Source organism: Nocardia sp. NPDC056100 (assembly GCF_042266325.1).
Lineage (GTDB): Bacteria > Actinomycetota > Actinomycetes > Mycobacteriales > Mycobacteriaceae > Nocardia.
The window spans coordinates 1192703-1207304 of record NZ_JBHJVY010000002.1 but is presented as its reverse complement, the minus strand read 5'-3'; the positions used below and the strand labels follow the sequence as shown (position 1 = coordinate 1207304).

Genomic DNA, 14602 nt, shown 5'->3' with positions numbered 1-14602 from the left:
AGCACCTGTCGCGTACGCGCTTGCTCGACCGCGTTGTCCCGCAGCACGATAGGGCTTCGCTGGGTTTACGGGCGAGTAGCGGTATTCCCAGGCGCTCGGCTCAGCTGACGGCCGGTTCGATATGGCGGCGCTTGATCAGCAGGATGATCGCGAGCAACGGGTAGACCAGGATCGGCAGCAGCGTGCCCGCGTAGAAGGTTTGCTCAGCCAGGATCGCGGTCCCGGACAGCAGCGTGAAATCGAAGAGCCCGTGGATGATCGAGTTCGCGGCATTGCCGCGGGTGACCCGCCGGATCAAGTAGAAGAAGTACCCCGCGAGGCTGACCATGATCGCCTGCGGCAACGCCGACGCTCCATGGCTGATGGCATTGGTCAGGTGCACCGCGCCGAAGATCACACTCGACCAGAGCGCGACCCGGCCTTCGGTGAGCCCGTGCTCGCGCAGCATCACCACCCCGATACCGCGGAACATCCCCTCCTCACCCCACCCCACGAACTGCGTGGCGATAAGCAGCACAACGACATACAGCCAGCCCTTCTGCGAGAGCGCGCTGTAGGCGATGCCCCCGGCGATGGCGACCAGGAACACGATCGGCACCACGCGCACCCACGATTGCGTAGGCCGGTCATCACGCAAAACCGGCCGCAGCCAGCCGAGGTAGCCGATCACCGCGTACGTGAACGCCAGCGCCACACCGAGCGGAATGATCATGCAGTAGAACACCGCCCGGGTGGACAGGAAATCGTCCTCCCCGGTGAGGTGCTTCATGAGGATCCCGCCGCCCTGGATGAGGGCGAGATACACGACGACGATGACAGCAAACATGGGGTACGACAGGCTCCGGCCAGTGCCGACGGCCGAAGTCTGCGTGCGGGGCGCGCTCATGAGCCAAAAGTAGTCGCGTTCACCCCGTCAAGTCGGACATTTCGCGCTTGCTCGCCATTCGCTGCGTGGAGGGCGCGGTAGCCGTAGTAGTACACGGTCAGTTGCAATGCCCAGGTGGCGAGAGCTCCGATATAGAACAGCATGTGGTCGGCATCATCACCGGGGATGTGGACCAGGTCGTAGACGACAGCGACCACGGTGCCCAGGATTGTCGCTATGAGCGCCCAAATCGCTTGGGCGCGTGCGTTTATCGACCACAGTCGGAGTGCGAAGTAGAGCAGATAGATCGTGGTGAGGAGGTTGACCACGATGTAGAACACGGCCCAGCCGAAGGGGATCGGCTGATGCAGCCGCGATAGGAGGAATCCGGCGACGATCGCGAGCGCGAACACCCCGATGTCCACCGAGAGCGGGGGTCGATACCGGTGCGTGACGGTCATCAGTCCGAGCACCAGGATCAGTGTGAGGCCGACCGAGCGGGAGAACGCGTCGAAGAACAGCATCAGGTGGTAGCTGCCACTGTCGTGGTGAATGCCCGTCGCACCGAGCACCACCACATTGCTGCCCGAGATCGCGACGACCAGCCATTCCAGGCCGAGCAGGTAATTGCCGAAATTCCTGATGAAACGAGTGCCGTAGACGAACCCGGCGTAGACCATCGCGAGATCGGCGACGACCAGCAGCGCTATGCGGAGGTCCATGATGACTGCTTTCGAACGGACGAGGGGATATGAGCGAGCGCGTGACCGGCCTGCTGGGCCGCCCGCTCACCGGCGCTGACCGCACCGTCGATATACCCCTGATTGATGGTCGCGGTCTCGGTGCCCGCCCAGTGGATACGCCCGACCGGTCGGCGATCGGCATCGGTGTACTGGGTGATCACGCCCGGCGGGCGCGAACTGACGCAACCGCTGATCCACGGCTCGTGCGTCCAGTCCTTCTCCAGATATGCCGTCGGGTTCGCGGCCTCGGGACCGAACAGCGTGCACAGATCCGCCAGGAACGCGGTCCGGCGGGCCTCGGGATCGTCGAGAATCTCATCGCTCCAGTGCAGGCCGTACCCCGATCCGGCGGTGCCGAGGAAGGTGAGCAGGATGCCGACGCTCGCATCGGGCGGTGAGTTGTCGACGACGTAGTTGGCGACCGGCAGATCGGTGATGGCTTGGCCGCTGAAACCCTTGTCCCGCCAGAAGGGCCGGTCATAGATCGCGAAGAGCTTGCTCTCGGTGCCGTTGCACCACCGGCGTTGCAACATGGCCCGGCGCGTGGGCAGATCGGGGGAGAAGTGGATGCGATTCGCGTCCGAGGGAGCCATCGCGACGATGACCTGCTCGGCGCGGACGTTCACGCGCGCCGAGGACACCAGCACGCCCGAATCCTGCTGGCGGATCTCCGATACCGGAGAGTCGAGCACGACCAGGTCCCCGAGTTCCTCGGCCATGCGCAGCGAAATCAGCTGCGTACCACCGACAACCCGCGATTCCTGTGCACCGCCGGTGATATTGACCAGGTGGTCGATCCCGCCGCAGCCTGCGATGCGGGTGAGTTGCACCAGCAGCGAGGTGCTGTGCAGGTCCTCGCCGTCGGTGACGGTGAAGGCCAGTTTGAACAGCAGCCGGACCTCCTTGGTGAGCGAGTTCGCGTCGATCCACTGCCCGAAAGTTGTGCTGTCCCAACGGCGTGCGTTCGGAGCTGTCCAAGGCGCCTCGAGTGGAACGGTTTTCGCCATGCGCTCCAGGCGCAGCTGCATTTGCGCGTAATCGGCCAGCACGAGCGGATTCAGCGGTGGGATGGTGCCGCGGAACAGTTTGGTCCGGCCCTTGCGCAGGTAGATCGACTTGCCCTCGACATAGGTCTTGAAGGTGGGCAGCCCGAGTTCGTCGAGCAGCGCCAGCACGCGGTCCTGCCCCGGGCCGACCCACTGCCCGCCCGCCTCGGTGATAATGCCCGGTGCGACATCGAGATTGAGGGTGCGCCCGCCGACCCTGTCATTGGCTTCGAGTACCAGCACCGAATGCCCGGCCTGCCGCAGCCGCCGAGCCGCGGTCAGTCCGGAGACACCGGCGCCGACGACAACGACATCGACGATCTTCTCTTCGGTCATCGGGGAGTCCTTTCGTTGGAGGCGTGCGCGCTGATCTCGTGAACGATGCGATCGGCGAGCGAATCGGGTATGTGGTGGCCCATTCCGGGAATGACCAGGTGACGTGAGCCGGAAATGGCGGCGGCGGTGGCGATTCCGCCCGAAGGGTGGATCAGTGGATCGCGATCGCCGTTGATGATGAGCGTGGGCGCGGTGATCGTGCGCAGTTCGGCGGTGCGGTCACCCGAGGCGCGAATCGCCTGTACTTGCCGCCGCATGCCCGCAGCGGCGTCGCCGGCGGTTCTGTCCCAGGTGCTGATCGCATGCGCGGTCTCGGCCGCGTCATCGATGGGGTAGGCCGCGCCTGCCAGATGCGCGGTGAGTTGCAGGTGCGCGCGCACGGCCTGCTGCCGTGTCCGGGGCGGAGCGGCTGCGAGCAACATCGTCGTGCCGAGCGAGGCCCGGCCCACTCCGGGACGACCGGTCGTGGAATACAACGAAGTCAATGACCTTGTGCGACTGGGAAATTGGGCGGCGATGGTTTGCGCGATCATGCCGCCCATGGACCGCCCGGCGATATGCGCCCGTTCGATACCGAGATGGTCGAGCAGCCGGGCACAATCGGCGGCGATATCGGAGAGCGTGTAGGCGTCGCGCCGCGGGCGGCCGCACAGCAGACGAAGATTTCCGGGCGCGGGTGCGGAGACGAACGTGGACTTTCCGCTATCGCGATTGTCCACGCGGACAACAAGAAATCCGCGTGCCGTGAGCGCGGACACGAAATGTCGCGACCAGGTGGTGAGATCCTCGCCGAGACCCCCGAGCAGCAGAATCGGCGGGTGCTCGCGACGACCGTCGAGGCGGTAGCAGAGTCGAATCCCGTCGCGCGGTCCGGTGAATCGGTCCCGCGATGTCGTGATCGGTTCAAACATGGCTGGATTCCGTTGTGACACCGGAGGTTTCGGCAATGCGCGAGAAATGCAGACTTTTGTCGAACAGTGCGCCGCGCAGCAGTTTGGCGTCCTCCGGATAGGAAAGACCCATGCGCCAGGGCAATTCGGTCCCTTGACGTGGAATCGTGTGCTGGGCGCGCAATACGTAACCTGCGCTCAGATCGAGCACCGGCCGCGTTGCCATACCGGGCTCGGCCACCGCGACCGCCGTGTCGTAGCCGTGAGAGTCCATGTGCGCGAGCAGATCGCAGAAGTACCGGCACATCAGGCTGATCTTCAAGGTCCACGACGAGGTCGTATAGCCGACCGCCATCGCCAGGTTCGGAACCCCCGACAGCAGCATGCCCCGGTAGGCGATCGTCTCCGACAGATCGACCGGGCTTCCGTCGACGCGCAGTTCCATTCCGCCGAACAGCTGCATATTCAGCCCGGTGGCCGTGACGATGACATCGGCGGGCAGCTCGCGACCGGACTCCAGCAGTATCCCGGATTCGGTGAATCGCGCGATCCTGTCGGTCACGACCGATGCGTCGCCCCGGCGGATCGCCGCGAAGAAGTCCCCATCGGGAGCCAGACACAAACGCTGGTCCCAGGGTTCGTACGGCGGATTGAAATGCGTATCCACATCGAAACCCGTTGGCAGCAACCGTTTGTTGACGCGACGGATCAACGCGCGCCCGACACGCGGGAACGTGCGCATACCTTTGACGACACCGCGATCGAGCCAGATGTTCTTGAATCGCGTCAGTGCGTACCCGCGCCGCTCGCCGAACAGTTTGGTCAGTGCCAGCGCGACCGTGTCGACCCGGGGCAGCGACATCACATAGGTGGGCGTGCGCTGGAGCATCGTCACATGCGATGCCGCGCCGGGCCCCGAAACCATCGACGGGACAAGGGTTATGGCGGTGGCCCCGCTACCGATCACCACCACGTTCCGGCCGGAGTAGTCGTAGCCCTCGGGCCAGTGCTGCGGATGGATGACGACGCCCGCGAAGTCCTCACGTCCGGGAAAGTCGGGGGTGAAGCCCTCGTCGTAGCGGTAGTAACCGGTGGCGGCGAAGACCCAGTTCGTCTTGATCAGCCGATGTTCGGCGGTATCGCCGATCCGCACTCGCAATGTCCAGGCCGCGTCGGCCGTCGACCACTCGGCGGCGATCACCCTGTGCCGCAGTCGAATCAGCCGGGACAACCCGTTCTCATCCACGGTCTCGCGCAGGTAGTCGCGAATGAGCGGAGCGTCGGCGATCGCCGCCCGGTCCTTCCACGGTTTGAACTCGTACCCGAAGGTGTGCAGATCCGAATCGGATCGAATTCCGGGATAGCGGAACAGATCCCACGTCCCGCCGATATCGTCCCGGCTCTCCAGCACCACCACGCGCTTGCCCGGGAATGCCGTCGTGACGTACCGGGCGGCGCCGATACCCGAAATTCCCGCGCCGATGATCACAACGTCGAACTCCTCGTCGACGATCGACATGTTCACCGCATTCACCCCTTATCCGCTCGGTTAGGCGATGACCCACCCTGCTCCCGAACGGATGTCCGCCACTACGGCGTCATGCCCCGACATGTGACCGAGACCGGTGCAGGTTGCACCTGGACCGGTGCGGGTCAGCGCCCCTCGCGCAATTGCAGATACATCAGCGCGGCGACCACGTTGACCGCGTTGTCGACCAGGGGTTGCGGCAGTAACCGATCCGCGCGGGTGAGGCGGCGCTCGATCGTATTGCGGTGCGTGAACATGCGTTCCGCGGTGCTGGTCGCGTTGAACCTCTCGCGCACATAGGTCAGCACCGTCTCGCGCAGGACCGCGTCGGCGGCGGCGAGATCACCGAGACTGTCGGCCACGAACTGCTCGGCCTGGGACATATCCGCCGAGAGCGCCGCGACCAGCTGGACGTCCTCGTACCGCACGATCCGGCGCTCGGAGCCCAGCCGCGCCAGCACCCGCTGGGCGGTGATGGCATCGAGGTGAGTGCGGCGAAATCCCTCGATATCGCGGCCCGGACGACCCAAAGCCACTCGCACCCTGGACAATTCGCCCAACTGCGGCCGTAGCGCATCAGCCTGGGGAGCCGTCCCGGTGGGAAACCACAACCACTGTGCGGCGGTACTGGCGACCAGGGTCAGCCGGCGGTCCGCCCCGCACGCTCGCATCACCTGGTCGGCGGCCTGTTCGAGCGCGCCCGCGTCCTGCTCGGCATCGACCCAGATGACCGCTGCCACATGGTCTCCGGTCAGGGCGTATCCGAGCTTGGACTCTGCGCGCGCACGACTGATCGGCGCACCCTCGAGCAACAGCTGTACGGTCGCCTGGCGTTCGGCGTTCGCGCTGCGCGCGAGATCGTTTCGTTCGGCCTCGATATGCGCGGCCAGGGCCGCGATCGAATCATCGACGAAAGTGGTCATGGAATGGCCCGACACCTCGATGACCCGGCGCAGCAGGTCATGATCCTCGGTCGCGGCGAAACAGGCGTCGACCCAGCGCCGCCATGCGACGCGCTGGCCCCCGCGCCATGAACCGAGGTCGCCGATATCCATGCCGCGCCGCGCCAAATCCCTTCCGAATCGCAGGGTTTCGGGATCCACGCACGGCGGTACGCGCCGTCCGGGTTCCTGGATGGTCGCGGTGAGCCAGTGCAGCAGATATGCCCGGCTCATGCGCCGATCACCGGCCGCCAGCACCGGATCCTCAACGATGAACCGGAACGGCGTGCCGAGTTGGGCCGCGGTGAACACCTCATCGGCCAGTTCGTCCGAGGCGGGCAGCACCTGTTCCGCGACCGTGCGCAGCATGGCGCGCACACGTTCATCGGGTGCGGGCCACAACTCCTCCATGTGTGCACTGTGCACCATTTGTGCTCATCCGGTGGCTGATACGCGACGATTAGCCGCGTGACCGGGTATCAGCAGCTGTCGCAGCGCGTGCCCGGCGGCCAGATCCGCGAGTGCCGCGGCGGCGTCGGAGAGCGGGCGGCGGGCCGAGATCATGGATGCGAGATCGAGGCGACCCGCCATGACCTCATCCACCAGCGCGGGGATGTCCCGGTGCGGGATGGAGGAACCGTAGTTGCAGCCGAGAATGCGCTGATCGGCCTCGGCCAGCGCGAGCGGATCGAACCGGGCCCGCTCACCCTGGGCGGGCAGCCCGACGATTACCGCCGCACCGCCGAGCCCCAAAGCCGCGATGGCCTGTTCGGTGGTGCTGATCTTGCCGATGGCGTCGAAGACGTAGTCGTAGCCGTCGGGTTCGATCGAGCGCAGCGCGGCGACCGCATCGGATGCGGCGGCGTTCACCGTATCGGTCGCGCCGAGCGCCGTGGCCAGCTCGAGTTTCCCGGCGACGACATCCACCGCCACCACGCGACTCGCCCCGGCCAGGCGAGCGGCCTGCACACATGCCAGACCGACACCGCCGCAACCGATTACGGCGACCGTGGACTCGGGCCGGACCGCCGCGGTATTGCGCACCGCGCCGACGCCCGTCGCGATCGCGCAGCCGATGATCGCGATATCCTCGAGCGGAGCGTCCTTGCGAATCTTGATCGCCCCCGACACCGGAACCACGGCTTCCTCCGCGAACGAGGACACCCCGAGGTAGTGGTGGACCGAGCTCCCCGCCTCCGACAGCCGGGTGGTGCCGTCGTACAGCACGCCGCCGGGCGCGACAACCGTTGCCACCAGCGCACATTGGGCGGGTCGCCCCGCCCGGCAACTGCGGCAGCCGCCACAACCGGGCACCCACGAGAGCACCACGTGGTCGCCGATCTCCAACTCGTCCACGCCGTCCCCGAGCGCGGTTACCACCCCGGACCCCTCATGGCCCAGCACCACGGGCCGGGGGATCCGCCACGCGCCGGTGAGGACGTGCAGATCGGAGTGGCACACCCCGGCCGCCGCGATGCGCACCCGCACTTCGCCGGGGCCGGGCGGCGCGAGCTCGAGATCCCGCACCCCCACACTCCCGTGCTCATCGAGCACGACGGCGCTGATGCGAGTGGCTCGCGAATCCGGAATCTGCTGTGGTCGCATGGGTTTTCCTAGCGTGAGGCGGTGAACGACTGCACAGCAACGTCATTCGCGCACGGCACGCACACGCGCGGGCACAGTCGTCTCGGACGTGCCGCCACTGTGCCCGCGATCGCCACCGGCCCGCCACACCTCGGTGCTCCTGATAGGGCACGCGGGTGGTGCAGATAGCACCCTCGTCAGCCGGCCTCACCGAGGCGCTGGACGACCTACGCTGAGGATTTCACAGCCCGTTACGCTCCCAATAGGTCCTCGGTACCCAGCAGTTCGGCGGTGTAGGAACCGGGTTCGGGCAGAAGTTCCCTGTCCCACAACAGGACTCGTGCGCGAATGGCGGTGGGGTCGGTGTCGCGAGCGGTGTCGATGCGCACCGATATCGGTGCGGGCAGCGCCAAGAACGCGGTGACGAAGGGCAGTGACTCGGCCAGGTCCCACAGGGTGCGGGTTCGCAGGACGCCATGGTCATGCGAACGTGCGCAGGTCACCGTCCAGCCCGAGTGCATCGAGTCGTCGAGCGAATCGCGCGAGAGCATCAGCGCGGACACCGTCTCATCCACGCAGTCGGCGACGGCGGCCAACTGGGTGTCGGCGGGAAAGTCGATACCGGCCTCCAAACCCAGTCCCGAGGTCACCTGCCGCTGTGTCCACGACTCGCGCAGCGTCTGATCGACCTGTTCGACCCAGTGGTCGCCGGTGACGCGTTCCTCGAGGCCCAGCAGCCCATCGGGCCGTTCGACCAGCCGCAACGTGCGCCAGCCGGACCGCACGGTCTGCCCGGCGGTGAATCGGGTGCCGTCGGCGATCGCGTCCTGGATGTCGTCGAGCGCCCACGCCACCCACCACGCCCCGGATTCTTCCGTCGAGGTCAGAGCGACCCGGGCGACCACATCGGGTAGTCCCAGCTGCTCACCGATCATGGTGCGGGTCAGCCCATCTCCGAAACTCCCGAGCCCGCGCCGTGCCCGCGCCATGGACAACGGTGCTCTTTGCGGCCCGAACCAGATACCGCCGTGAGTGATGTCCACGCCGTCGCGCACCACGGTGGCCAAGACGCTGCCCGCCAATATGACCGACGGTTCCAGGACCACGGTGGTGTCCGGCGGCAGCGCCAGGAACTGACGTAGATACGGCCACTCCGCCAACACATGTCGGAGCGAGGAGTAACCCACCGGCTCATGGTCGTGCTCGTCCAGGCAGACCAGGAACCAGCCCGACATGCCTTGATCCGGGGTGCCCCCATGTCGGCGGAACCCGAGTGTGCCCGTAGTACGCACGCATGGACGGAGCGCCACCATATCCGTTCCGGCGACACTGCCGTCGAACATCGCCAATTCGAGTCTGGCGCAGACGGTCTCCTGATGACGCAGATCGGTGATGATCTCGTCGACCTGTTCGGACCACACCCCGGGCGTGACCTCTTCCTCGAGCCCGAGGGTGCCATCCTCGCGCGCGATGACCCGCACCATCCGACCGGCGATGCTGAACACCTGCCGCGGTTCGATCCACTGCCCACCGAGAACCGCGTCGCGCAACCAATCCAGTATGGACCGCACCGTGGCGGTGTCGGGCACCGGCTCTCGCACGATCACCGTGAATTCGGCATGCCCGGAGTCGGCGGCGGTCGTGGTCCGAAAACGCATCACCGCAGTGTTTCTACCTGCCATACCGTCGCTTCCCAGTGGTGGGCAGCACGGCCCGACCCCTGCGTCGATGCGACCCGATCGCTCAGGGAGCGTTGTTCGCGACGGTGATGACCGTGTCCGGCGTGAGCGGCCGGGTAATCGTCCAGAACGTCCGGAAGTGCGATTTGGACATCTTCCACGTGCCGTTCTCGATGACATACTCGTCGTCGTACTCGCCCGCGGAAACGCTCTCGGTTCTGTCGATCAGATTGACCTGCCGGAACCGCAGTGTCCAGACGCCGTTCGCGGACGTCCCGGAGGTGAGGGTGATGTCGGGCAGCATGCCGTGATGCATGTCGAGTATCACTGGCTTCCCGTCAACCTGGTGCAGCGCAATGGATTCGAAGATCTTGACGATCCCGTCGGCGTCATCGAATCGGCCCAGCGTTCCGAAATCGATCGACGCGCCCTCGGCGATGAAGCAGTCGCGGAAAGCCTGCGGATTCTTGGCATCGCACGCGCGCCAATACCGGTGCTTGAGCGCCTTGATCGCCTCGACGGCTTCGATCCGCGCCACCCGCGCACGCAACTGCTCGACTTCGGTTGTCCCATCTTCACTCACGCTCGTGACGCTATCGCCCAGGCGCGGATAACGCCGTGCCGGATGTGGATCATGATCGTTTCGACTCGTCGAAACCGGGTAAGTGCTGGAGGTACCCAGTCTGTTCCGGGCGACCCCTCCACAAGGGATTGATATGTCAACTGAATACGCAGCACGATCCGCACACACTTCCCACACAGCGACGGGCGGCGATTCATACGACAATCTCGAGCCCCGGTTCCACGAGCTCGCGGCTATGGACCCGCAGGACCCCGCGCGGGCTCGATTGCGCGACGAAATCATCACCGCCGCTATGCCGTTGGGGGCGCATGTGGCTCGCCGGTATGCCGGGCGCGGGGTGGAGCTCGAGGATCTGACCCAGGTCGCGACGATGGGCGTGGTGCTGGCGGTGGATCGGTTCGATCCGCAGCACGGGTCCACCTTCCTGGGATTCGCGGTGCCGACGGTGATGGGTGAGGTCAAGCGGTACTTCCGCGACAGCACCTGGGCGGTGCGTGTGCCGCGGCGAACCAAGGAGTTGCAGCAGCAGCTGACCAAGGTGATTCCGGAGCTGGCGCAGCGGCTCGAACGCGAGCCGCGAGCGCGCGAGATCGCCGAGCACCTCGGGGTGGATCTGCTCGAGGTCACCCAGGCATTGGTCGCCCGCAACAGCCATACCGCGTCCTCGCTGGACGCGATGCTCACCGTCAGCGAGGACAGCTCCGGCTACTCCCCGGCGGACACCCTCGGCGACGTCGACGCCGGATACGCGCTGATGGAGGACTCCCTGACCGCCGGTCCGCTGCTGGCGGCGCTGCCCGCGCGCGAACGCTCGATCCTGGTCATGCGCTACGGGCAGGACAAGACCCAGTCCGAGATCGCGAAATCATTCGGCATCTCCCAGATGCAGGTCTCGCGAATCCTGGCCAAGGTACTGGGCGAATTACGCGCCCAATGCCTGCAAGCCGCCTGAGCCGGTCTCACGGTGCGCCGCAGCCACTTCGAGCAGCATGGTGATGAATGTGCGCAGCGGGGCCGAATCCCTGCCGATCGGCCGGAGCAGGCCGTACTCGATCGGCGGAGCGTCCCGGAACGGCACGAACGCGATGCCGGGGCGGGAGTAGTAGAGGCGGGCGCACGCTGCCACCGGCGAGACGCCACGACCGGCCGCGACGAGGGTGGGGATCTCCGTCCAATAGGTGGCGGTCGGCCCCTGCGGAATCGGTCGCCCCGACGGTGTGTGCAAGGGCAGATGGGCGTCGAGCCAATAGCCCGGCACCGCACCGTGAATCGATACGAGCGGGACGTCGGCGAGATCCTCCAGCGATACGGTGTCGCGTCGCGCGAGCGGATGCCGCGCCGGGACCATGAGCGCGCGCGGCTCGGTCAGGACCACCGGCCCGATCGCGAGACCCGTTTCGTGGACCGGGAATTCGCTGATCTGCAGATCGAGATCGCCCGAGCGGAGTCCGCCGAGCGGATTCCCCACCTGCACTTCGTGAATCGTGATCTCGCAGTCGGGCCGCTGCACCCGGAACGCGTCTGCGGCGGGCCCGAGCAGATCGGCCACCCACGGCGTGGAGTATCCGATGTGCAGGGTGCACGTGATGCCGCGACCGAATTCGATCGCCCGCGCCACCGCCCGTTGCACGCTCTCGTATGCGGGCTGCAGGTCATCACGGAGCCGCTGTCCGGTCGCGGTGAGAGCCACCTGCCTGCTGGTGCGATCGAATAGTGGCACACCGACACGACGTTCGAGCCGTTTGACCGTCTGGCTGACCCGGCCGGTGGACAACCCCAATCGTTCGGAGGCCCGCCGGAAGTGCAATTCTTCCGCCAGGGCGAGAAAAGTTTCGATTTCGTACCGCTCGATGGTCGTACTCCCGGTGCGATCGCTGGCGATGGATAACCCGTGGTCAGCCCCACAGCGATGAGATGAATCCGAAACGCGCCGCCCCTGGGACGAGAACGAAGTACATAGCGGTGTGCGCGGGCACCGGGTCGATTGGCGGATCGGAAGGCTCATTGGATTCCCCCATTCGGTCTATTTCACTGCGGGGCAACAGAAGTGGGTCGGCACCTGCGGCCGGTTCGTCGCCGGTCGCGATTGCGCGCATATGAACTCCTTGCTGCCCGTCCGCGTCCGGGTGAACGGGGTCGATACCGTCGGCCACACCCGGTGATCCAGGAGTCAGCTATTCGGACGGTATCGATCGGCCGTACGTGCCCGCTTGTCCGTGAGCGCACGGCCATTGTCCGAATGCGCAGGGCGCGGAATGGCCGATCGTGGCCGGGCTGCGGTCCGCGCGGGTTCGGTCGTACACTCTGACCTCGAATTGGATTGACGATCAGGCACCGATGGTCGCCGAACCGAGAGACGGTACCGATGAACACAGTGGCTATTGCCGACTCGGCCACGACCGATGCCGTGGATCCACGTGAGCGGGCCGACTATTGGGCGCACGTGATCGATATGTACCAGTGCCGACTCGGCTACCGGTTTCCCAGCCGCACCGATTTCCAGGGCAGTAGCCAACTGCGGCGCACCGATTCCTATCAGTTGATCGGCTGGGAATCCGATGCCGTCACCTACCTGCGCACCCGCAAACTCATCCGCGCCGATCCCGATGACAACTATCGGCTGATCATTCCCTTCACCGGGCAGCTGGCCTTCGGGTCCGACGACGGGCACGGAATTCTCACCCCGTCGGCAATGCTGCTGGTGGCCATCGACCAGCCCTTCGCGCTGTCCATGTCCGAGGCGACGCGCGGGGTGATCATCAACATTCCGCGCGAGCAGGTGCGGCATCGCCTCAACCGCGTCGCGCCGCCGCTCGGCCCGCTCGATCTCACCACCGGGCTCGGGCGCGTTTCCGCCGGGATCGTCGGTGGCCTGTACACCGAGCGCGCCACCCTCACCGACCGCGAATTCGACAGTGTCTCCGAACGTTTGGTGGATCTGCTGTGCATGCAGATCCTCGGCGATCCGGCGGCCTCGACCACTCCGCTTGCAGATGTAGCAGCGGCCGCTCGCCGGTATATTCGCGCGCACGTCGGCGATCCAGACCTCACCGGCGCGTGCGTCGCGGCCGCGCTCGGCTGGTCGCTGCGGCAGATTCAATTGGCGTTCAACGCCATTGGCACCACACCGAGCGAAATCATTCGAGAAGAACGCCTGCACGTGGCGTGCGAGCGCCTGCGCAGCCCCGCCTACCGGCGGTGCGGTATCGCCGATATCGCCTCGGATCTGGGGTTCGGTTCGGCCAGCAGCTTCAACAAGGCGTTCCGCCGGCGTTTCGACACCACGCCGAGCCAATTCCGCGGGGGAGTGGTGGGCGATACCGGCCCGCGACTACTCGCGTGAGACCGGTTGCACGCGAATTCCGGTGGGTGAACCATGTTGCGCGCGTGCGGAATTGCGGATCTGCTGGGGTGTGACGCCGAACCAGCGGCGCACCACCCGGGTCAACGCGGATTGTTCGCGTAGGCCGGCGAGCGCGGTGATCTGGCTCATCGGCAGATCGGTCTCGCGCAGCAGGCGGTAGACGGTGTCGCGGCGGGTGCCATCGAGGACATCGTTGAAGGTAGTGCCCTCCGCGGCCAGGGCGCGTTGCAAGGTGCGCTCATGCATGATCAGCATGCGGGCCACGGTCGCGATATCGGGTTTGGCGGTGGTGATCAGCTGTTCGATCGCGACGCGGACGCGGGCGCTCATCGTGTGATCCTGATCGGAGAAGTTCCTGTTCAGGTAGTCGACCGAGATGGTGCGCAGGGTGTGGTTGCTGCCCGCGATGGGGCGGGCGAGCATCTCGGCGGGTATCCGGAAGACGACGTACGGCGAGTCGAAAACCACTGGCGCGCCGAAGTATTCGATGTAGAGCGACTTCGGCGCCACCGGCGGATGCGGCAGATGGATCGAGAGCAGGCCATAGTCCTCACCCGCCACCTGCCGCAGGACCTTGTGAATCGTGCCCGCCGACAATCCCGCGCCCTGTGCGAAGCCGGTCGCGGCGGCGGTATCGCGATATTCCAACCCGATGGCCTCGGGCTCGCCTTCCGGATCCTCGATCAAGCCGACGGAAATACCGCCGTTATGCGTGAACACGAAGCGGGAGGCGAACTCCAGCGCGTCGCCGACGGTGGCGGCATTGGCCACCGCGACCGCCAGCGGTCCCAGCACGTCGATGTCCTGCCGGGCGGCCAGTCGCAGGCCGAAGTCGGGGCAATTCAGTTCTGTCGCAGCGGCTTCGAGCGCCCACCCGATCGATTCGGCGGGGATGATCGCCTCGTCGTTGGTGACCGCGGCGACGGTGATGCCGAAACGGCCGAGCAGGGCCGCGCCATCGCCGCCCAACTCATCGGCCAATGCCGGATAGTCCCGCAGGCCGGCGGCTCGTGCCGTGGTCACCATGTGATGGCTCGCCTTTC

General features: G+C 66.0%; 13 protein-coding genes. 2 read left to right on the top strand and 11 right to left on the bottom strand.

Annotated features, from left to right (window positions below):
* Window positions 1–100: 100 nt before the first annotated feature.
* The 9 genes from ACFC0O_RS17685 to ACFC0O_RS17645 form a co-directional block, all read right to left on the bottom strand.
* A complete protein-coding gene (locus tag ACFC0O_RS17685) occupies window positions 101–886 on the bottom strand; it encodes a CPBP family intramembrane glutamic endopeptidase (RefSeq protein ID WP_375958981.1) in 786 nt (261 codons plus the stop codon).
* A complete protein-coding gene (locus tag ACFC0O_RS17680; RefSeq protein ID WP_375958979.1) occupies window positions 883–1587 on the bottom strand; it encodes a transporter in 705 nt (234 codons plus the stop codon). Before ACFC0O_RS17680 ends, ACFC0O_RS17685 begins: the two co-directional genes overlap by 4 nt.
* Entirely contained in the window at window positions 1572–2990 is a 1419-nt protein-coding gene (locus ACFC0O_RS17675) for a flavin monoamine oxidase family protein (protein ID WP_375958977.1), read from the bottom strand. Before ACFC0O_RS17675 ends, ACFC0O_RS17680 begins: the two co-directional genes overlap by 16 nt.
* Window positions 2987–3901, bottom strand: coding sequence for an alpha/beta fold hydrolase (locus tag ACFC0O_RS17670; protein WP_375958975.1), 915 nt, complete (start codon window positions 3899–3901; stop codon window positions 2987–2989). Before ACFC0O_RS17670 ends, ACFC0O_RS17675 begins: the two co-directional genes overlap by 4 nt.
* Entirely contained in the window at window positions 3894–5399 is a 1506-nt protein-coding gene (locus tag ACFC0O_RS17665) for a flavin-containing monooxygenase (RefSeq protein WP_375960754.1), read from the bottom strand. Before ACFC0O_RS17665 ends, ACFC0O_RS17670 begins: the two co-directional genes overlap by 8 nt.
* A gap of 134 nt (window positions 5400–5533) precedes the next feature.
* Window positions 5534–6760 (bottom strand): PucR family transcriptional regulator, encoded by a 1227-nt coding sequence (locus tag ACFC0O_RS17660; RefSeq protein WP_375958973.1) that lies wholly within the window; start codon window positions 6758–6760, stop codon window positions 5534–5536.
* 24 nt (window positions 6761–6784) lie between these two features.
* A complete protein-coding gene (locus ACFC0O_RS17655) occupies window positions 6785–7954 on the bottom strand; it encodes a zinc-binding dehydrogenase (RefSeq protein WP_375958971.1) in 1170 nt (389 codons plus the stop codon).
* 230 nt (window positions 7955–8184) lie between these two features.
* Window positions 8185–9591 carry a hypothetical protein gene (locus tag ACFC0O_RS17650; protein WP_375958969.1) on the bottom strand — a complete coding sequence of 469 codons (1407 nt, stop codon included), beginning with the start codon at window positions 9589–9591 and terminating at the stop codon, window positions 8185–8187.
* Window positions 9592–9676: 85 nt separating this feature from the next.
* A complete protein-coding gene (locus ACFC0O_RS17645; protein ID WP_375958967.1) occupies window positions 9677–10195 on the bottom strand; it encodes a nuclear transport factor 2 family protein in 519 nt (172 codons plus the stop codon).
* 235 nt (window positions 10196–10430) lie between these two features.
* On the opposite strand from ACFC0O_RS17645, the gene ACFC0O_RS17640 reads away from it, so the two are divergent.
* Window positions 10431–11147, top strand: a complete 717-nt coding sequence (locus ACFC0O_RS17640) for a SigB/SigF/SigG family RNA polymerase sigma factor (protein WP_375958965.1) — start codon at window positions 10431–10433, stop codon at window positions 11145–11147.
* Here the strand turns inward: ACFC0O_RS17640 and ACFC0O_RS17635 are convergent.
* Complete coding sequence (locus ACFC0O_RS17635; RefSeq protein WP_375958963.1) at window positions 11118–12200, bottom strand: LysR family transcriptional regulator; 1083 nt, start codon at window positions 12198–12200, stop codon at window positions 11118–11120. The two genes, ACFC0O_RS17640 and ACFC0O_RS17635, sit on opposite strands and share 30 nt — an antisense overlap.
* Window positions 12201–12569: 369 nt before the next feature.
* On the opposite strand from ACFC0O_RS17635, the gene ACFC0O_RS17630 reads away from it, so the two are divergent.
* The gene (locus tag ACFC0O_RS17630; RefSeq protein ID WP_375958961.1) at window positions 12570–13538 is read left to right on the top strand and encodes an AraC family transcriptional regulator; all 969 of its coding nucleotides are present in this window, start codon (window positions 12570–12572) and stop codon (window positions 13536–13538) included.
* On the opposite strand, the gene ACFC0O_RS17625 is transcribed toward ACFC0O_RS17630, so the two are convergent.
* The gene (locus tag ACFC0O_RS17625; RefSeq protein ID WP_375958959.1) at window positions 13527–14585 is read right to left on the bottom strand and encodes an AraC family transcriptional regulator; all 1059 of its coding nucleotides are present in this window, start codon (window positions 14583–14585) and stop codon (window positions 13527–13529) included. The genes ACFC0O_RS17630 and ACFC0O_RS17625 overlap by 12 nt on opposite strands.
* Between the last annotated feature and the right edge of the window lie 17 nt (window positions 14586–14602).